This window comes from Spirochaetota bacterium (genome assembly GCA_034190085.1).
Taxonomy (GTDB): Bacteria; Spirochaetota; UBA4802; order UBA4802; family JAFGDQ01; genus JAXHTS01.
Genome location: JAXHTS010000030.1, coordinates 103,132 through 125,378, shown reverse-complemented (window position 1 = coordinate 125,378; position 22,247 = coordinate 103,132). Strand labels below are relative to the sequence as shown.

Sequence of the window (22,247 nt, the reverse complement as noted above, 5' to 3'; positions counted from 1 at the left end):
ATAAATAGCTCTTTTAATTAGCGCAACGATTAGTATAACTCACCTTTATCAATTAAGTAAGAAAACACTTCCCAGAAGATATTATTTGTCATCATCAAGTTGAAAAAATGGATTATTAAACTGTTCAAAAGACAATGTCATCTTTTCAGAAATGGTTGCAGATATAGTTAATTTCATTCTCTTCGATTTCGGATCATTTGAATGTACATAAATAGATTTTTTAATTTTGCCCTTTCTCTTGCCTGTTTTTAGGATTACCTCAATTTCTCCCTCGCATCCAGCGGGGATATCCTTCTTTGAGAGAAGAACTCCGGTACAACCTCAACCTGCTTTTATCTTTTTTATCAATAATGTCCCTCCTCCAGCATTTTTGAAGAAGAAGGTATGCTTTAAGGTCATATTCTGTCCTGCTTCACCAAAGTCGTGATGTGTCTCATAGAATTCAATTTTAGGTTCTCCAAAACATGAGAGGTTTAACATGCTAAAAATAATATAAACTGAAAATATAATAAATCTTTTACTCATGACTAAATTTACACATCCTCGTAAATAAATTATTTAATACAACCCGAGTTAAAAAAACCACTGTAAATTGTCTAATTTTTCCTATAAAATAGTGCGTTTATTGTGTTGATATTTCAACATTTGCATTGATGTTAATTTACTCAGAATGTCTTAATAATAAACAATATCAGAATGGAATATGCAAGTATTTTTTAGATTAGTTAATTATATTTTAGAGATTAGAAAGTTGTAAAGGAGGTGCTTCAACAAATAGGGTTGAAATTCACGAACCTTCATACAATGAAGATTTTAAGCTGCCAAATATATATAAGCAAACTTTAAATGTATTAGTGAAAATATAATTGAAGGAGTATGACTCCATCTATGTAGGAGATATATTAAGTTTTACTTATATTTCTTCTTTTTTCTCTTTTCCATTTCGATTTGTCGAGTTTTGTCCAACTCTCAACAACATGTTGTGTAAGTTCTTTTTCCTGATCTTTTTTTGTTTTATGAGTTTTGACATTTGGTTTCCAATGTTTCATTTTTGCATTCAATTCCTCAATCTCTTTTGTAGTTAGTGAAACCTCAGATTGAACAAAGTCAAGGATCATTGAATCTGTGACATTTCTGGATGCAATGGATTCAACAATATAAAGAATTTGCTTTCTATTTACCAGTCCCTGAACTAAATTATTTGGAAGCCATGATGTGCCCAAGATCGTTCCCATTATTATTCCAGTGAGAGAGCATAAAACAGAGGTAGATCCACCTTCATGAAGAGATGAAAAAAGGGCGGTAGATGGGTCTTCTAGCTGTATTCCAGCAAGATAGATAGCATATGGAACAATACTAAGGGGATTATTTACTGTTGCCCTTTTTATCGGTGTCTTCAGTGATCTATTAACATGCTTACAGATGATCTCTTCAGCACATTCCTTGACTTCTATTGCTTCAATCTCATTAAATATTTTATTAAAGGAAGCTAATGAGTCTTTTAGGGAATGAACATCAATTATTTGTTCATCTATGAGGAGAGAATTGTCCATTATTACTCCTTGCAGGATATTGATTTCCTCTATCGCAATGGGAATCAGCTTGGAAACATATTTATCATATAATAGTCGCCTAAGGATTGTTGCAAAGGCTAAAGTGGCGGCAGTTGTTGCAATATTTCGGTTAAATACCTGAGAGAAGGTTATTATGTTAGATATAAATTGTATCTGTGGGATTGAATTGTCTAAAAGCCCTGGTATAATTACTGGAATAAGCCTTGCGCATGGAGAAGTGAATTCAGATATTTCTTCGCGCTTATCCGTAGAATAGATTCTTTTAATTAGGTTACGTTCCATATGTCCTGGATGCCGAAATATGCCATATTCGCATCCCCCAATTTGTGGACAATTCTTAATATACTTCAGAAATATTGATATTTTCCTCTTAGGGCTGATATTTAATATAGATGAAAATATTATCATCATCTGGGTGAGAGAAGAGTATAGTCCTGGTTTGCGCCATTTATTTATTTTACCCTTTAACGCGGGAATTGGATCCGGATATGCGACGATTTCTTTATATATAGATTTAATATGTCCTCTGCTTAATCCATTTAATGACGTTCCGAGGGAATCGCCAAGAATATTCCCAATTAGAATTCCTTTTATCTTATCCTTCATATAAACTTATCGTTAATATATACTATTAAACTAATCTCAAATAGTTTTACATGTTATTATTAAATAATAAATCACTTGTTTCTAGGAGTATTAGGTTTATTCTTTATAATCAACCAAAGGTCAATGAGGTTATATTTTATCTTGACAATTAGTGAATTAGTCAATATTTTAATTTCAACAGGTTTGCATAAAATGACAAGAATAAAATTTATTTCCAAAATTATGGATCTATGCTTTATACTCTTTATCGGACTTAGTGTAAATTGTAGTTCATTGTCAAAGGATGCTGATAATGTCCAACTCCAGCAAGAGGATCAGAATCTTATTGGGATTGATCTAAGCAAAAGAGATCTCAGCAATTCGGATTTTAAGGGTAGGGACCTTAGACGAGCAAATTTAAGTGGAGCAAATCTAAGCAATGCGGATCTCAGGAATGCAGACCTTACTGATGCTAATCTTTCAAATGCGAATCTCTTTGGCGCAAATCTCAGTAACGCCAACCTCACCAATGCAAATCTCTCTAATGCGAATCTGACTGAAGCAAATCTTACCGGAGCAAATCTGCGTAATGCTGATCTAAGTGGAATAAAATTATTAAATGCTAACCTCAATAAAGCAAAATTATCAGGTGCAAACATGCTAGGGGCTGATTTGAGGGGCGCAAATTTTAGGGATGCAGACCTTACATTAACGAATTTGTTTAACGCAAATCTTACAAAAGCAGATCTCAGGAGGGCACAACTCAATGAGGCAAACTTTGGCAGCTCATTGCTTATTCAAGTGGATTTCACTTTTTCGGACCTCAGCTCAGTAAATTTTAAAGGTGCAAGTCTTCGTGGATCACTGATTAGGAAGAAATGGAAAAAAATTATAAAATCACAGAAAATAAAGGATTTCAGCTCAATTCTATGGGTTGATTGACAAATAGCTTATTGTATATCATTATACTCCTTTCTAAGGTAATGTAAAACAAACTGATATATGTGCTACGCTGCACTGTGGATATGCTCCTCAATAATCCTCTCAATCTCGGTTGTCGTTTTGTTACAGTTTATATTCACAATTTCAGCAATAAAATCCATCTTTTTCAGGGTATGCTTGTATAGAGGATCGTAGTATTTATCAAGAAGCAATCTCGTAAACTCAAATAACTTCCCATTCATAAAAAGCTCTACCAAGAGGTTGACATTCTTAACTCCTATGCGGTTGGATAATGATTTAACTATTGAGACCACCTCATCAGAATTCAAATTTACTGTATATTCCTTTAATAAAATCTCTACCCTTCTTTCTATGCTAGCCTTCAAAAGTATTGTGGGAGAATTATATAAGTGATTGAGTATTTTCAAGGGAATGTGCAAATTCCCTATCTTTCTTGATTCTCCCTCAAATACAATATACTCTTCCTCATTAAGAGAATCTATTCTGTTCAGCAGAAGACTTTCAAACATCTTCTGTGTCTTCTGCTGTAGGCCAATCCCTCCAAAAACAGAGCTTCTATGCCCTGCCATCCCCTCAAGATCGATTGAGTTCTTCAACCTCCTCAGTACAGCAGTCTTTCCTGTTCCTGTTAGTCCTTGAATTACAAATACTTTGGGTTTGATGCTTAATGAATTTAGCCTCAATAAAACATATTTTCTATATCCCTTATAACCATCCTTAAGCTTATATATATTGAAATCGAGTGATGTGAAAAGCGAAACAAGGGATGTTGATCTAAGACCTCCACGAAAACAATATATTACAAAATCGCTGTCCCTAACTTTATGTAAATTTGCTACAATATCTCCGATTTTACTGCCAGCAATCTCACTTCCTCTAATTATTGCATCACCTTTTCCTAAGAGATGATATATCCGTCCAATCTCCCTTCTCTCTTCATTATTAAAAAGAGGAACATTAACAGCGCCAGGTATATGATCAATAGAATATTCATATTGAGATCGAACATCAATAAAGAAGGGTTTTTTTAATGTATAGGCTTCTTCGTATGTTATCTCCTTCATCTTTCTATTGTATATATCCCCATGATCTAAGTGTTTCCTTCATTCCAGCAGATATCCCATAGTTCTCATATCTTCCAATATCGATCCATCTATGGAGGTCAATTATGGATATCTTTACCATTAGATCTCTACTCTCATCCTCAATTACACTATCCCCAGGAAGCCTTGTATCATTCAGTATGAGAAAATCAGTGCTTTTCTTTAGAATAATCGGATTTTGAAAGATGTTGAGATTCAAATATGTAGCAAATATACTATCCCCTTGGATATATTCACCATTAGCTTTAATGAATATTGAGAGGGGTGATCTATCGTCTTCATTTTCAAATATAAAATGTACTGGTTTTCCTTTTACAGCAAAATAAAAACTGTAACTATTTCGCCCATAAATCTCTTTTGGGATGTCCTCTTTTTTGAGGTTGGTCGAATATAACCCTGCTTTTACCACTCTTGAAGGACTCTTAATCACTACCTCAATAGATCTGCTCTTTTCATCAGATGGCATAAATGTGAGCACTCTTCTTTCAGGATGATGGAGATCTTTCTTTACGTATCTATTTCTAAAATCCCTTAAGATAGATCTTTCTGAATGAATAAGGTTATGACTTTCAAGGGGATCATATTTCAGATTGTATATTTCTTCAAAAGGCATCTCCCTTCCATATCCGAAAAAGGTATATTCCCAATCAATATTCCTCTTTGCATCTGCAGCGGATAGTATGTATTTATACATATTGTCACTAATCAAAGAGACAGTCTTTCTACCAAAGCACCAAATTTCTTTATCAAAAAATCTTTTGTTATATTCTCCATGTAAAAGCTCTGAATAACTTCTTCCCATAAACGCGGATGCTTTTCCCATCCCACATAGGTCCAATAGTGTGGGCCCTGTATTAATGGCTGATAAAAAAGTATCTATTCTTCTCTTGGTGATGCCAAGTTTCTTTCTCAAGTTATCAGGTAGACGTATCATAAAACTCATTCGAGTATAGTCATTATATTGAAAACCCTTGTCATATTTTATAGCATCATATCCGGCTCCATGGTCTGTGGCAACAACTAATATTGTATTGTTCAGAAGGTCATTGGATTTTAGCGCTGAGTAAATATTTTTAAAGACATCATCAGTATAATTTATGCAGCCCATGAAAAGGGGCCTCCAAAGGCACTCTTTAGGCGCATTTACTATTCCTTTTAGATAGTATTTTATCGGAGCAAAAAATGGTTTATGCGGTGAATTATAGTGAAGGTAGAGAAAAAATTCTTTTTCTCTATTTTCCCTTAAAAATTTGAAAAGGGCATGTGAAACCCCGTATGAGTCATATGGATTATAGGAAAACTCATAGGATCGATCAAACCCATAATCAACTCCAGTGGTTATCAGGTGAACAGTAAAACCACTGTTCCCATACTGATGAGTAATGTATCCTCTTTGCCTGTAGATGTCAGGAAGTGTTGCAAGTTTACCCCTTCGGACTAACTTATAAAAGCTCTCCTTCTCCCTCTCAGGGATAAAATTTCTATTGATGCCATGTCTTGTAATAAAGGGCAAAACCGAGCAAAAGAGTCCTGATGTTGATATTCTGGTCTTGTTGCCTAATGCAAACATGTTATCAAATACTATAAATTCTCTGTCAGCCACCTCTTTCATGAAGGGGGTCAAGTCTGATCTATTATTATAGAAGCTCCAGTGCCTGGTAGATACGCCATCAAAAACGAGGTATATCACATTATAGCGTCTGTGCACTGAAGGACTAAATATCCTTGGATTTGCTAGAAAGAGAACACCATCCTTATCCTTTGATTGATAGGAAAAACTGATATTTACATTCTTATATGCTGTTTTTGAAAGGTTTATTGAAAGATCTACCCAACCCACGTCATTAGTGGCATTATCAAATTTTCTATTGCAGAATTTAATACCAATATCCCTAATCGAGTACCTTTGCTCATAGACTTCCATATCAAACTCATGGCGAATTGATTCTCCATTATCATAAAATAATTCAACCCTAAGCTTGCCGTTGGAAAGAGGGGATAGGGCTGAAAAATTCAGATGTGGAGAATCCTTCATCTGTGCTTGAAAAGAAATTTTACTATGACTGGGTATGATTAAGGATGACCGCTCATCCATCCATATCCCAGGAAAACCTGATCCAAATCGAAAGATATATTTTCTTCTTCTTTTATTAATATATGGATCATCCTTTAGAAAAAAATTATTTTCATGCAGATCTGTAACTATCTTATTGATTCTCTTTTCAGAGAAATCTCCTTCCATTTTTGCCTCATCAATTCTGTCAATGAGTGAAATGTCAATCACCTGTGAAGCAGATTTCGGGCCAGGTTGAAGGGCTTCCTCTCTCGTACGTTCATAATCATTGGGAAAGAATATGTATGCCCACCATACATAAAAGAGGGCGAGTAGGATTATCAATATAAGAATGATAAATAATAGAATCCTACCTAATCGTATATCCAGTTTTAAAGCCATAGTTTAGTAATCAACCGAATGTTTATCAAAAAAGCTAAGTAAAGGGATCTTCAATACTATTTGGGAATAAATTCTATTTAATATAAGTATTAAAATATTGGATCCGTGAAGATGGGCAAAAGGAATTCCTCCTTTACGAGATAATTACCTGAACTCTTTTCATCCACGAATTGATAAAATTTTTTTTTCATGATCTCAAGCTGATCCTTCTTCGTTTTCGAAAGATCGATTCTATTGTAGGGGTCCTCAATATAATCATATAGTTCAAATCTGGGACCCTCAGATAGAGGAACATAGATCAGTTTATATCTACCTGAATATATAGTTCTATGCTTCGATGCATTGACAATATTTTGATATCCCTGCTGAAGAACAATTTCATTCCTATGCAAAAGATCTATCTCTGATATTACTGAGATATCAGGATAGTCTATTCTAAGGTGATGAAAGAAGAGATCTGAATTTTTATTATTATCAAACCATACCCCTGTCTCAGAGTAGGCATCAATGTTTGTGATTTCATTATAACCAATAATATTCCTTTTCTTCAGGATAGATACACCCTCAAAATAGTCCGGTTCGTTTAAACAAGCAATATCAAATATTGTTGGTATGATATCAATTGTGCTGGATAGCCTGTTAAGCCTCTCTCCCTTTTGAATTTTATTATTATTGGAAAAAATAATTAATGGGACCTCCAATGATAGATTGCTTCGTAGATGTTCTCCATGCCCCATCCCTAAATCCTTTTCATACAGATTCTCCCCATGATCAGAAGTAATCACAATTATTGTGTTATCTAACATTTTTTTATCAGAGAGGAAATCAACAATTTTACCCACTTCCCTGTCAAAAAGGTTGAAGCATCCATCGTATAACGCTGTGACCTGTTCGCTGTCTTCCCCTATGACATTCTGATGAGAGGCTTTATTATCCTCGCTGAGTTTAATAATTCTTTCCTTATAGTATTTATAGGGGCCATTATAATCTGGATTAGAATATTTTTTATAAAAAGGGTAGGGCGCCGCAAAGGGAAAGTGAGTTATTGAGTAAAACGTTACAATGAAGAATGGATTTCCTTGTGAAGCCTTAATCTCTCTCTTGGTCTCTTCTGTTAAAATATAGGGTACTGAGAATCGAGCAATACCACGCATCTCAGGAAATAAAAGCATTCCAATTCTATTGGTTACAAAGGGCAAGAGAAAGGTCTGTCTTTCTAATAGGATCTGCTTTATCAATGTTGAAAAATTCAAATCAGGCGCTATCACCTTGTCAAAACCCAGGTCTATTCTCGGAAAGATATCACCTGCAAAATCAGAAATTACAGCAGTTTTGTATCCTAATTTGTTAAGATCATTACAAACAGTGTTGAATTCAGCATTTCTCTCTCTGGACCTTGGAAGCATATGCTTTATTTCGTGAGTTAGAGGATATGTAGAAGTAAGGATACTCACCCAGGATGGAAAGGTTCTTGGAACAGTTGTTATTACACCTCTAATCTGAAGGGACTGCCTTGACAATCTGTCAATATGTGGCGTTGTCTTTCTATGATAACCATTACAGCTAAGATGATCAGGACGCAGGGCATCAGCTGAGATTATCAGAATATTTGGTCTCTCAGTATTATTATTGTATAATTTTACATTTCCTGAATAAATAATAATGAATGATATTCCAATCCCTAGAGTAATAATTACTGTTTGAATACCCCTATTATGTTTAACCCAATTAAACAAATTCTTGAAATAATCATTCCAATCTAGGGATAGTAGAAAAAAAAATAGAGCAATAGCAAAGATAAAAAGTATAAGTAAATAGAATATATTTGGTGAAATTGAGTCAGTTAAGAATATTTGATATTTCCTGAATAACTCTGAGCGTTGAGACCAGTTCTCAACATACAACTGAGGATTTTCTATAAGCTTTTTAGAGAATAACAGCAGAGCGAAGAAGAGCAGCATTGACATATTCATTATATTATTTGTTAAGGGTTTTCGAATAATATTGAACATCATTTGAAATTGGATCAAGGCGCCATAAAATATTACGTTTAGAGTAATTCCTATTATAAGATATATTAATAATAGCTTAACTAATTGGAATAAAACTATATGCCAGAAGTTGTTTATTATTATTTTGCTTATGCTATCGCTCTGGTTCCCCATGTAGGAAAACTCATGGTTCATCATGAGGCTTGCCAAAAAGAGCCCCAAAAATACAATTATACCAGATATATAATAGTCCCTATTCCTCTTCATAAAGGATAAAATATTTCCTCCATGGGATAATATGGATCTGTTAATTAATTTCAATTAAATATTACTCCCATGTAATCTGTCGAAATTTCGATGAGTTAGGATTGCTTTAAATCGTTTTAATGAAGGCTTTATCATTTCTCATTTGAATTACGATTGATATTATAACACTAGAGAGGGCATTTTAACTGTCACAACTCCTTTCTGGACTAGCTCCTTTGCTCCCTCAATCACCACACTCATATACTCTTTCATCGTAGGTGAGAACAAAAGTGGATGAAAATCCCTCCTGGAGATTTTTTTTGTTATTATCTTACTGCCATCATATCCATTAGCATAGAAGGTTATGTCCTTGATAAGAAGTTCCTCAAGTTTATTAAGTGGAATCGTATAGATTTCATCTACCTCACCATCATTAAAACTGAACTGATCCAATGGTCTGTTTTCCACAAGTAGATGTACACGCTGGAATTCTCGATGAAACATCACCTCATCCTTCTCCTCATAGCGGTAGTAGCCTAGATCAATAAAATCCTCAGCCGCTGGAAAGATACCGATCTCTTCATAGCTTTCCTTCTGTATCTTATTTTCATTTACTCCAAAGGGGACATGTCCGCCAACAGTTATATCAAGACAATTTGGGTAGGTCTTCTTGAGTCTTGATCTATGTTGAAATAGGAGTTCTATTTTATCCATTTCAGATCTTATTACCCAAAGATGCACACCTTCATGAGGAATGCCCTCTTTGTGCGCCTTATCTCTATAAATGGCCTTACCTATAGGGATGGCTTTTATCCAATCCCACTCTTCTATCATCTCATCAATTTTTTGTAAAGGCTCTGTCAATTCGATATTCTATCCTTATTAAGATTAAAATTAAGTGCGCTGCATTTTCAAACTGGTTGTTATCATAAGAAGGGAAATAACAATGCCCATTGCTGCAATAGGCCAGAAATTTTTCTCAAAACCACCGCTGTTTGTATAATCAATAACAAAACCGAGAAGGGGAGCAGCAATTAATATATAAAATGACTTAGCCTGTGATTCGATTGATAGTATTGTCGCCCCGCTCTCAGGACGTGAATATGTGTCAAATCTGCTAATTAACATTGGGCGCCATACATTCTGGAGAAAGTGGAATACGATAAAGGCTGAAATGACCCCTAAATATATCTTATAGTATAATAAAGGTGCCATAATAATGAAGAGCATCAAGGTCATCCACCAGATAAATCGACATCCTCGCTCTTCTCCACCAACTATAAAGCTAAACCGATAAGAATACCTGGAGGCTATGCTAGCAATTGAATCCATTATAAAATAAATACCATAGATCACAAGTGTTGTTAGCTGTTCCATTTCTGTAAAGATTATAATGACTGGCAGACTCATCACCATAAGATATGTAATTGGTTGAACATAGTCCTTTACTGCCTTGAATGTGCCTTCAAAGCTCATGGATTCGATAAAAAGACGGCGAAGTTGAGATATTTTAATGGCATCCTTTATCGTGTTGAATAGATGATGCAATACAATCTTTAGAGAGGCCCTCTTCCTCTCTCCATCCAACTCCTTTGGGTAACCCAATAGATTAATTATCGCAATTGAATATGGCACAATACATAGCAGAAACACATGACTATACTCTGCCTTGGGGTTAAGTGATCTCCAACTCAACATAAAGGCTACGCCTATTAACGCGCTGAGGGAAGATCCAATTTTAGACCAAGATCGAGTATAGCCATAAATCATGGTCTTTTCATCAAGCCGCTCATGCATCCTGAGCCAGTCAAAGATCATAGCCTTATGTGTCCCTGTTCTAAAGGCCTCTCCTATACTAAAGAGTATCATAGCAAAAAAGAGCAACCATATCTGTTGTGATATATAGTATAGAATAAAACTCGAGATATAGCTAATAAAACTAAAGATCATACATTTTCGTCGACCCCAGATATCGGCTAACGCTCCGCTTGGAATCTCAAAGAGATTGACACATATTCCGCCAAAACCAATCAATATTCCAAGCATAGTGAAGGTCAAGCCCTTTTCTTGAAGCAATATCAGATAGAATACAGGCTCGAAATATTTTTGATTTTTAAGAAAACCGTAAAGACTAAAGCGGAAGAGCATAATTTTTGAAAATCCTCTGGTCGGAATGTTCAACTATTCTATAGTTTTTACCCTAACCAGTGTCAAGTCAAATTGTAATATGTTCGATCTTCTAGGATGTTCTGATATATTCAGCGAATTGGTAGTATAGAGGACACATTCCTGAAAGCAATGTTATGGGAAAAGTCCATGTTAACATTTCAAGGGTTGAATAATAGTGTTCTATCTAAGTTGCTAAATAATAACTTACATACAGTAAAAGTCAATTGAGGTGTAGGATTAATATATATGCTAGTGCAATTTAATCTATATTATGTATGTTTTTTATTGCTCCATATCAAGTTGTTTCATCTTTAGATTATTTTGTGCAATTGATAATTTAGCTAGTGGTATAGAATAGGGTGAACAGGATACATAATCTAGTCCAGTAGTTATACAAAACTCAATATTATTGGGATCAGCGCCATGTTCTCCACATAAACCAATTTTAATGTCTGGTCTTGTTAGCCTTCCCCTAAGGGATGCAATCTCAATCAGTTCCTTAACCTCCTCACCAAGTATCTTAAAGGGATTATCCTTCATTAGGTCATACAGTGAATAACTTGGGAAGAATGAAGTGCTATCGTCCCTTGATAAACCATAGGATGTCTGAGTTAAATCATTTGTACCAAAACTAAAAAAATCAGCATACTGAGCAATATTACCTGCTCGTAAAGCAGCTGCCGGTAGTTCAATCATGGTACCAACACTATATTCAAGATCATCAATTCCATAATCCTTAATAACTTCTTCTTTGATATCCCTGATACCCTTAACAATCTTTCCCTCAATCCGTTTGCCATTTTTCAAAAACTTGATCTCCTGTTCACTCATAACAATTGGTATCATAATTTCAGGTTTGACTACTATACCCTCTTTTGTTAGCATACATGCAGCCTCAAAAATTGCTCTACACTGCATTTCATATATCTCTGGATAGGTTATTGCTACCCTGCATCCCCGATGACCCAACATGGGATTCATCTCATCGAGTTCTTCGCATCTACTCCTTATCTCATTAGGCTTGGTTCCCTTTTTCTTTGATTGTAGGTATTTGATAAAATTATTCATGCTATCTTCAGTTCTTGGCAAAAACTCGTGAAGGGGGGCATCCAACAACCTTATTGTCACAGGACTACCCTCCATAATTTTGAACAAATCATAAAAATCCGACCTCTGCATGGGCTTTAATGAATCTAAAACCTTCCTCCTCTCAGCTTCATCCTTTGCCAAAATCATCTCTCTAAAGGTCATAATTCTTTTTTCATTAAAGAACATATGCTCAGTCCTACAAAGTCCAACACCCTTTGCCTTGAAATCCTTTGCAACTAGAGCCTCCCTTCCCTGATCGACATTAGCTCTGACATCAAATCTGTTGATATATTTTTCTACTATTTCCAGAAAATCGAGTAGACCGTTATTCTTAAAATTAGGTTCTATTAATCCAACTCTACCAAGATAGATAGTTGGGTCTTCGTAATAAGGAACATTGATTGAAACATACTCACCCTCGCGAATAGTCTTTTCTCCAAGAGTTAAGGAATCCTTATTGATCTTCATATCCGGCTGAACCATTGCCACCTTCCCAAGACTGCGCGCAACAACTGGGGCATGAGAAGAGAAGCCGCCCTCTGTGGTTATTACACCTTGGGCAACCTCAATGGCCTTAACCTCCTCTGCATAGGTCGCCGGCATTACAAGAATCGTATTTGTATCACCACCACGCATAATTTCCCTTTTATATTCTTTCAAGAGCCTCTGTGTTGAGAAGTAGACCCTCCCAATAGCAGCGCCAGTAGAGCCGGCAATCCCACCTTTTATAGTTTTTATAGTCTTGACAGTACTGGGATCGATCACAGGATGCAACAATTCATTAAGCTGTTCAGGTTTTATATGGTTAATAAGATAGTCCTCATCTATCACTTTCCTTTTACAAAGGTCTAAGAGGGTTTTAATATGAGATTGTGTTGATTTTTCATCAACTTCATACTGTTCAACAATCCAAAAATTACCCTCCTCAATAGTAAATTTTATCTCCCGAATCTCTTTAAAATTCTCCTCAACCTTTTTTGATATTTCAGAAAACATATTAAAGTATTTCTTTTCAATTTTATCAACAGGTTTTGGCTTCCCTCTATCAATATCGAATTCATTATTAATAAAATGCCCCTGAATTTTTGAATCACCAGTGACTATATTTCGAGTATAATAATTCCCTGCATAAGAGCTTTCTCCAAAATTCCCATATACCATTGCCTGGATCATTATGGATAGGGAGTTGTCAACATCTAGCTCAGAATCACAATACTTCGAAGCAGCGCCCTTTAATATAAGTCCAAGCTGATCATAAACATCCTGATTAAACACATCACCTAAATACTTTTTATAGCTATCCACAGCCTGCTTTAACTCAGCTGCCTTGGGGTGTGTTGAAAGCTTATTATCTATCTGGTTAAAAACCTCTTCATCCAGTTCATATATCTTCCTGCCCATATTATTCAATAAAAATCTATATTCTCCATAAGCAAAATCTTCACTCGTAAATTTACCAAATCCAATGACGGTCTCATCATTTAAGCCAATATTATGTACAGATGGAAAATTTGGAACATTAAGATCTGAACTCAAAACAACCTTTAATAGCAAGGGTTTGTTGGAATCTCCATATCTCTTGCTAGTATCCTTCTCTAAATGCGTAATAAATGACTTAATGATCTGCTTCACATTTACACGGGGTAACTTTTTAGTCAATTCTGAATCAATAATAAAACCTGGAGCTATCTGCAGACCCATCATAGCTAAATCGATAGCCCTTCTGCCCCTGATCCCACATTTTTTCTTTATTTTTTCATCAATCCTCTTTAAGTCTTTATTAAAAAAAATAATATTTTCCATTTAATTATTCAACCTCCAATTGTTTAGTTCCTAAAAAAGCTTGAGAATCTTTCCTACACCAAGCTTTAAGAATTGCTCAAATCTTGGGCTTGCTCCCTCAAATAGGTACTTCTGCAGTTTAGAGACATCCCTTATCTCTTCACCAATCACCTGGAAAAAGATCAAGCACCCATTCTTTACCTTTCCCCACTTAAAAAGTGTATTTATATTATTTATTACTTCGCCCTCATAAAAAATTGCAACCTCTAGATCAGGATGCGAAACAGTAAAGCTTTCAATTATTTTTTTCCAGGCCTCAACATTCCCATTATGAAATAATTCATTTGTAACCAAAACTGAATACTTCGGTGTTGAACGTTTCTGTCCGGCAATTGTGGGATCTTTTTTCAATTTCTTTTTGGTTATAACTGTATGATCTATAAACTTCTGATTAATAAAAACATCTCGTCCAGCTATCATCTCTTCAATAGCTGAAATTGCCTCGAACTCAATCTTCTGTTCATCATCTGACTTTAAATATTTTGTATAAATAATGATCAACTGATCCCTGGTCAATTCTCTTACCCTCTCCCAATGTTCAAGATTCTTTGGATTTAATAATGCTATCTTTCCATTGGGATCGTAATATACCATTATAATATCAATTGTTGTCCATTTGGAGGTTTCTTCCTGGATCTTATTGAAATCGGTTATGGTAGTTGGTATGATAAAGGAATGAAAAGAGTAACCAAATTTATCCTTAACAACCGCTCCAATAATTGGTAATATTTGATCGTCTAATAACTCGTTATTATTCAATTGTTCATCTACAATATCAGCAAGATTTCCCTTTAATTCCAGTTCTTCAACAATTTCATTTACTTTAAAAAAATGATTCAAACTCTTGTTAAAATGTCTCTTGGTTGCGAGTGAATAAAACGTTGTATCCATGATATAATTCTCCATTCTGGTTTTTCATTCAATCATGTCTTATTAAAATGAATTAGCAGTTTTGGATTTCATAAATGAACGATGTGAGGTCTCTATCTTTACATAAATTATCGGTATTTTCAATTATAATTTAATTATTAATATATAACTTAATTAGCATAATAAAAAAGGATGCTCTTTACAGCATCCTTTTTAACAACTAATAATATTTTTGCTATTATAATTCTTTTAGTCCTGAGGTCTTGCTCCTTGATCTTCTTTTGGGAGGGGATAATGCAATAGATCCCTTGACATCCGATGTGCCTTGATCAGCCTCCTTATAGGCTGCTTCAAAAAGGTCCTCTTTTATCTCTTCTTCACCAAATGATTGATCAAAATCTGATCTCATTGTGGATCTTCTTCTCTTAAAAGCAGCAAAGGCAGCATCAGCAAATCCCTTCGATATCTCAAAAAGAAACTCATTTAAAACATTAGCCATCCCCTTTAATAGATACTGTTTTCTCTTAGTTGTCGTTACATCTATATCAATGATTACACCTGGTTGAATATGATGCGGATTAACCTTATAGGTAAACTCGTGAAACCTATCTTCAAGAAATTTTATTCTCTCATCCAATATCACACGTTCAATTGGATTTTGGAATCCATACATCTCCTTTACCATATCAGTCAAATATTTCATTTTCCTTCTTAAATGTAATATCCGATATTCATAGGTTCTATTATTTTTTTCAACGAAGGTGTTCTCTGGATACATCTCGCCGATTTCATTCCAGAGTACGCCTTCAGGATCAGATTCCTCTTCCTTTTTCCTTCTTCTCCATTCCTTACTCATCAATCTATTAGTAAGATCATCAAAATCCCTGAGAGCCCTAAACCTCTTCTTTGACTCATAAAGGGCATGAACCACATCCCATGCTTTCAGTACTTCATTTGCAAAAGCATCCATCTGCTTATCATACTCCTTCTTCTCTTCCCTCAACTGATTTTGGTCATAATATGCCAATCTTATGCTGTATCTCTCATCAGGAAGAATGGAAGCTTCAATCTCCTCATATTCTCTAATGTGACAAACCCTTGCATTTTTAAGATTATCACATACCTGATATCCTAATTTACTTGTATCGAGTATAGAGGTTAGAGCATTAACTGATGTATTGTATCCTCTATTTCTTATATTCTCCTCATCAATTATATATTTGATATTCTCTCTTATGTTTAATGAATCATATTCCTCCAACTCAATCTCAGCTCTCAAACCCTCTATTTTATCCAAAAATTTCTTAGCAAGAATGGTATACCTCTTTGATTGCTCATCTTCCTTGTCGTCATCAGTAAAATTCTCAACTTTCTTAATCTTCTCAAACATTATCTCTGATCCGCTTAACTCACTTTTGCCCTGATCTACAAGCTCTTCCTTAAGTTGATCTATCTGTTTTTCAATCAATTCATGAATGTGTTTCTGTATAGAATTCTTTAACAATGATTCAAGTGTAACCTGATAATGATGCAGAGGGCTTATTAACTCACTATCTAGAACGTTTACAGATAGCTTTACATCATACACATACTTAGGCCTATAGACATTATCCTTAAATACACACTTTAATATGGCATAAGCATTTTGACCCCTAATGAATGATCCGACATCGGTTTTTTGCCTTAAAATTGAATTAGTATCATTTTCGAGTTCATTCAATCCCCGTTGAATATGCCCATGCAAATGACCATACATGTTTACTAAGGATTTTTCAACCTCGCCTGTGTTGAACTTTTCTGCCCCGCCTATTTTATCAATAAGTTCAACCAATTCCCTTGGCGTATATCTTGCCAACCCTTTTGATTCTTCCTTGTCGACAAAATCTCTGACCTTTTTGATTATTTCATCTTCCATGGTAACAGTATATCTGTTAAACATGTTCACATAACTTTGATTAACATAATTATATAGCTTCTCTTTCAATCCACCCATAACATCAAGTTTGGCCAATACTTCTTCTGGTAGCTTATTCTCAATCTCATGTAAAACCTTATCAGCGGTCTCGCTTACCATGAGCTTGGCTTCAGCTACCTTATCGCGGCCCTCCTGAACTATCGAATTTCTTGAACCTACGGCACTAGGTTCAGTAGGATGAATCTTATTAGGGCTTTTGGGAAATTGGAAAACTGACATTGAAAAACCTCCTTTTTAAATAGCAATCTATTTTTCAAATATTCTGCTTTACCTTGAAATCAGTAATTGATAATTCTCATTGCTTAATTTTATGGTTAAAAAACTGATTGAATAAATCATAATAATGTAATTAGCATAAAATCAATTGTCAAGTTTTTTTATTCAAATTTAATATTTTTTATTACACAAGTTAAAAAATATTTGGGCACTTTGTTTGTTAACATAGCGCTTTATCATTATTAATCAAGGAGATATCTGAAGGTGTAATTAGCCACCTTGAACATATCTCCATTTTCCAAGAAACCACCCGGATCCTTATTTATGTAATCTACATGGCTGCCTTCACTCTCCTGAACATTTAATTTTACTGTACCACTATCTTTTTGAGCAACTATCGTAAAGGGTTTACGAATCTCGATGTCGCTAATACGGAGAGTGCAACTGGAATCTCTACCTATTGTAAGCTCTTTAATCTGCTGTTTCGTAATATTAAATGTGTTAATATATGGTTGTATGATAGTATGATCCCAATATTCCAGTTTCCCAGTTAACTTCACTCCAGATAATGAACCAGACAATGCTCCTATTAAACCCATAAACCGTCCAGTAAAGATTGTAGAAAAAAGATCCGAAAGGAATTCACTAATCCAACCATATATCTGTCTAAAATAATATATTAATAAAGCTACTATTGCAATCAATAATAGTAATAGTAATAGATATAAAAAGGAGAATCCGCCATCCTCATCTTTTTCATCATCCATTCTCTTCTCAATAGTCATTCTCTCAACATCTGTTTTCAGATCCTCTTCAATACTCTTCTGTAAATTCTCCTCAGCATCTATTATCTTAGTATATTTTGATACCCTCTTCTTTAAAACCTCTTGAGTTTGAATCATCCTCTTGTTCTTTTTTAGATCACCTAAATTGACAAAGTATATAAACCAATCCTTTCCTTGATATGCGCCAGTAACATCATTGATGTTCAATCTATTTTTGCGCATTTCAGGGGGGGGGTCATCAAGTGCATCGGTTAAAATAACGATCAATCTCTGCCTATCCTTCTCCTTCTCTTCCAATTCCTGAGCCTTTTGCAAAACAGTTTTTATCATCTCCATTGTATATGTCCATTTTCCATTCGCCTCTACTATTGATATATACTTATTGATGATATCCTTATCATTGGAGTTATCAATAAAAACCGTTGGATATACCCTTACTCTTGTATCAAATGTAATAAAAGTAATACTATCTCCATCATCAAGTTGATGAATAAATTGAGATAGGCTTTTTTTAACCATTGCTAATATATTTTTGCCACCATATCCAATCATACTCAGGGATGTATCCAGAACCAATATTAGATCCTTCTCTTCACCAGCATGAAGAACTCCCAAGTTCATATGCAATAAGACTAATACTAATAATACCATTAATATTTTAGCGCCTTTTGATTCTCTTATCTTCTTCAAAACAAACTCCTTATATAATATTAGTTTTCCTGAAGTTGAATAATCTATTGGCAATATTAAAATTAAAGTATAATAAACCTGAAACTTGACCTCTGTCAAGGAATATAATTCAAAAATTACTATAAAAAACTTTAATGATTCCCACAGCAGATAATTTAATCTTAACTATAATAACCTAATATCTACTCGATAAAAGATTCGGAATATTCCTTTTGATTGTTGAATATTAAATAGTAATAGAATTTTTATAAAAAATAGAATAGACCAAAAACTTTGAATTATGTAATATGAATTCAATCAAATAAAAGATAAAGCGTTATGTTCCTTTTTCCGAAAATCATATTGAAACCCTTATATAACAACATATCTATATTGATTATATAATCATATCACTGATTGAATGATATTTTTATGATTTTTTTAAAAAATATTACAGGGCGATCATATTTTTTTTGTGCTCTAATAATTTTAATAGTATTTATAAATATTACTATATATCCGGAATTCTTGCTTGATGAAGAAGAGGTTGACAAAACAGAAGAGATAAAACCTGAAAAGCAGGATACACCAGAAAAATCATTACCGAAAGGCATAGTTACAGGGATCTATGCTGAGTCGATTCCTGATATAAAGGGGGCTATCAGAATAACATGGAAGATGCCTGAAGACTCGGAGGATGACTTTATTGTAGGAAGAACGACAGAACAAGCGGATACTGCGAACAAGGCCCTTGGTTCGATGTCAGTAAAGGTTGTTCCATCCGGTTCCCCCCCTAGTGTGATTGATTCGAATCTGCCACCTGGTATATATTATTATTGTATTCTTGCTAAAAAGAGTATCATCAATAAAACAATTACACTATACCCTAATATGAATTATACCACTACACCTGTAGTAATTGAAAAAGAAACACCGCGTATACTTTCAAAAAATCCACCAATGCAGGTTACTCTAATTCATACGAGGAGAATAAGCCAGAGATGGGTCTTAATAACATGGAGGGGGATTGAAGCCCGTGGTATAATATATACAGTATATAGAGGAAACTCAGTATTGGATACAACTGAAAAGCTAAGAAGGGCTGAAAAGATCATCAGCATTACAGATGATAGGGAAGGTTTTATTGATAAAAATTTAAAAAAAAGCGGCACATATTACTATGCAGTTACGACAAGGGATTTTGAGGGTAATGAAGACCTTCAATTAATCTCAGATCAGAGCTACACAACCACTGGAGTATATATATCTATTGGCATACATAAGACTGTATCAAATATACAAGCGAGATTGACTGACAAGGGATCAATAAAGATAAACTGGAGTGGAGAGACATCAGGCATCTCTCAGTTTTTAATATATAAGTATTATAAACCCATATCTGATGCACAGAGGCTTTCTTTAGCGACTTTTTTAGAGAGGGTCGATGTGGGGGCAACAAGCTATGTGGATCACTATCCCGGATTTGGTAATCATTACTATGCGGTTCTCAACAAACTGGGAGATGGTACAATAGACACTAAATTGATTAAGGGTAAAAATTACACAACAGATCCAATATCAATTGGAAAACCGATTCAAATACAATTCATCACATCGGAGACGAGAGATAAGAGCGTGATTATCAATTGGAAATTTAATGGCAGCGCTGGTAATAGGAATTATAGGATTGTCAGAAACAATAATGAAATAATGACATTAGCTGATGTTGATGACTCATTTACTCTTGATATAATAAATGTATTTGATCAAAATTATATTGATGAATCTCCACCATCAGGAAGCCATTACTATGCATTAGTACCAGAAGATTTAAAACGCTATAGTGACTATAGATTACTCAAGGGTGTAAATGTCACTGAGTATCCGGTTGTAATTCAGAAAAAGATGGAAAGACCCAAAGAAGAAATCGCAATAGATGATAAAAAAAATGGCATCAAAGAGAGATACCAGATAAGGAAACCTATTAGAAAAGGTTTAAAACAAAAGGTCAAGCCTTCTGGACAGCAAGTGGACTCAATTGTGCAAGATTTTTTTTTCAAAGGGAAATATAATGTTGCAATTAAAGAATTGCAGAATATAATAAATTACACCGATAACGAATATGAGGCAGCAAAGGCAAAACTCTTTATAGGTAGATCATGGCTCGAATTGAAGAGATATCGAAAAGCCCTGAAAATGTTACTCTTACCAGATGTAAAGAAGCACTTTCCACAGGAATCAAAATTCTGGAGTGAACATGCCATTTCAAGAGTGTATTAATACAATTCTGTTTACCAGGAGATTCAGTCAATGATATCTAGATCAATGATATTTATAATTGGAATAATATTGGTAGTAATAGGTGTAGGCTTATTCGCTTATTACGAAAATTATGTAAAACCTGAAAGGGAATCTAAAGAATTGCTTACAGAGGCTAAGTTGATATTTGAAAGAGGTGATAAGGATTCTGTTAATCATGCAATCAATACATTAAATAAGGTAATTGCTAAGTATCCAAAATCAAAAGCGATTCCTGATGCCTACTATTATATTGGTAGATGTTATGAAAAGCTTGGTCTCAACCGTCTTGCTTATTTAAAATATAACTATCTTTTAAAGAACAGAGCTGGCACCCTAACAAAGCAGTTTAAAAAAGAGATATTAGTGAGACTTGCTCATCTCAATATTATTAAACAATACTCAGAAGAGGGCATAAACCAATTGCATGATCTTCTTAATGAGTCATTCAATAAGGATTTCAGAAGCAAAGTATATTCAGAGTTGGGACATACATATCTCAATTTAGGAAAATATACAGAGGCTAAGAAGATGTTCGATATCTCCCTCAATGAAAATGGAAGCAATGAAGACGCAATACTTGGCAAAGCAAGAGCAATAAAGAGGATGGGTCATGATAATAAAGCATATGACCTATATGAACATTTCTTAAAGTATTATGGGCCAATAAGTCAGTACACTAAGGATGTAAAGAGATCATATAAGGAACAGGCCTATAAGAGTGGCCTGAATGCATTTAGAACAGCAAGATATTATGATGCAATCTCATTTTTTAATCGTGTATTAAAAAACTTTTCTTATGATAAGAAAAGCGAGAACGCCTTTTACTGGATAGGGGAATGCTATTTTGCGTTAAAGAAATTTGATAAGGCTATAACTTATTTCAATAGGGCGCTGACCAATAACTTTTATCATAAGGATCATGATGCACAGTTGAAGAAGGGATTTGCATACTTTATGAGCAAAAGGTTTGACCTTGCTGCAAAGGAATTCCAGATATATCTGAACAATTATCCTAATGGCAAGTATGCCCCACGGGCTAGAGATTGGAAAAAGCAGAGCACTGAAGAGCTTATCCTTCGTATTGATAGGAAAAAACTTCCTAAAGTTCAAGAGACCCCTGAAACTGAAGAGATACCAGAAAACAACGCCGCGCCTGAAGAGGAGAGTATCTCACATGAAAAGGATGAGGAGGTATCTGGAGACAATAGATACCTGCTTTTAGAGAGGGGCGGAAAAATTAAGCTTGAAAATGTTGCTGAGTTATAAATTCATAAAACAATATTCATACAACTCATAATAAATAACTCAGTTAGCAATAGATACCTTTTCTCCTACCATACTTTTTTTACTTGAAAAGTTATACCTCTGAGTTAATTATCATTATATTTCCCAAATACAATTTAATGGCGTTACT

General features: G+C 34.5%; 14 protein-coding genes. 3 read left to right on the top strand and 11 right to left on the bottom strand.

The window, feature by feature from the left end; genetic code table 11:
* Positions 1-321 precede the first annotated feature (321 nt).
* Together SVZ03_05935 and SVZ03_05930 are read right to left on the bottom strand one after the other, a co-directional pair.
* Positions 322-525, bottom strand: coding sequence for a DUF1573 domain-containing protein (locus tag SVZ03_05935; protein ID MDY6933750.1), 204 nt, complete (start codon positions 523-525; stop codon positions 322-324).
* A gap of 377 nt (positions 526-902) precedes the next feature.
* The gene (locus SVZ03_05930; GenBank protein MDY6933749.1) at positions 903-2,180 is read right to left on the bottom strand and encodes an ADP-ribosylglycohydrolase family protein; all 1,278 of its coding nucleotides are present in this window, start codon (positions 2,178-2,180) and stop codon (positions 903-905) included.
* A 192-nt stretch (positions 2,181-2,372) separates the two neighbouring features.
* Here SVZ03_05930 and SVZ03_05925 point away from each other — a divergent pair, with 192 nt between their 5' ends.
* Positions 2,373-3,101 (top strand): pentapeptide repeat-containing protein, encoded by a 729-nt coding sequence (locus SVZ03_05925; protein ID MDY6933748.1) that lies wholly within the window; start codon positions 2,373-2,375, stop codon positions 3,099-3,101.
* Between the two features lie 65 nt (positions 3,102-3,166).
* Here SVZ03_05925 and mnmH read toward each other — a convergent pair whose 3' ends face one another.
* From mnmH to SVZ03_05880, 9 genes are all read right to left on the bottom strand, one after another.
* Positions 3,167-4,186: a tRNA 2-selenouridine(34) synthase MnmH gene (gene mnmH, locus SVZ03_05920; GenBank protein MDY6933747.1), complete on the bottom strand. Its 1,020-nt coding sequence runs from the start codon at positions 4,184-4,186 to the stop codon at positions 3,167-3,169.
* A gap of 4 nt (positions 4,187-4,190) precedes the next feature.
* A complete protein-coding gene (locus tag SVZ03_05915; GenBank protein MDY6933746.1) occupies positions 4,191-6,680 on the bottom strand; it encodes a sulfatase-like hydrolase/transferase in 2,490 nt (829 codons plus the stop codon).
* 89 nt (positions 6,681-6,769) lie between these two features.
* Positions 6,770-8,938 (bottom strand): sulfatase-like hydrolase/transferase, encoded by a 2,169-nt coding sequence (locus SVZ03_05910; protein ID MDY6933745.1) that lies wholly within the window; start codon positions 8,936-8,938, stop codon positions 6,770-6,772.
* Between the two features lie 159 nt (positions 8,939-9,097).
* The gene (locus SVZ03_05905; protein ID MDY6933744.1) at positions 9,098-9,781 is read right to left on the bottom strand and encodes an NUDIX domain-containing protein; all 684 of its coding nucleotides are present in this window, start codon (positions 9,779-9,781) and stop codon (positions 9,098-9,100) included.
* Positions 9,782-9,811: 30 nt separating this feature from the next.
* Entirely contained in the window at positions 9,812-11,065 is a 1,254-nt protein-coding gene (locus SVZ03_05900; GenBank protein ID MDY6933743.1) for an MFS transporter, read from the bottom strand.
* A 303-nt stretch (positions 11,066-11,368) separates the two neighbouring features.
* Positions 11,369-13,978: a putative PEP-binding protein gene (locus SVZ03_05895; protein ID MDY6933742.1), complete on the bottom strand. Its 2,610-nt coding sequence runs from the start codon at positions 13,976-13,978 to the stop codon at positions 11,369-11,371.
* 30 nt (positions 13,979-14,008) lie between these two features.
* The gene (locus SVZ03_05890; protein MDY6933741.1) at positions 14,009-14,908 is read right to left on the bottom strand and encodes a hypothetical protein; all 900 of its coding nucleotides are present in this window, start codon (positions 14,906-14,908) and stop codon (positions 14,009-14,011) included.
* Between the two features lie 217 nt (positions 14,909-15,125).
* Entirely contained in the window at positions 15,126-17,081 is a 1,956-nt protein-coding gene (gene cfpA, locus SVZ03_05885) for a cytoplasmic filament protein CfpA (protein ID MDY6933740.1), read from the bottom strand.
* Between the two features lie 239 nt (positions 17,082-17,320).
* Positions 17,321-18,553, bottom strand: coding sequence for a VWA domain-containing protein (locus SVZ03_05880; protein MDY6933739.1), 1,233 nt, complete (start codon positions 18,551-18,553; stop codon positions 17,321-17,323).
* Positions 18,554-18,964: 411 nt separating this feature from the next.
* Between SVZ03_05880 and SVZ03_05875 the strand changes: the two genes are divergently transcribed.
* Positions 18,965-20,812 (top strand): hypothetical protein, encoded by a 1,848-nt coding sequence (locus tag SVZ03_05875; protein MDY6933738.1) that lies wholly within the window; start codon positions 18,965-18,967, stop codon positions 20,810-20,812.
* Positions 20,813-20,842: 30 nt separating this feature from the next.
* The gene (locus SVZ03_05870) at positions 20,843-22,099 is read left to right on the top strand and encodes a tetratricopeptide repeat protein (protein MDY6933737.1); all 1,257 of its coding nucleotides are present in this window, start codon (positions 20,843-20,845) and stop codon (positions 22,097-22,099) included.
* The last annotated feature ends 148 nt before the right edge of the window (positions 22,100-22,247 follow it).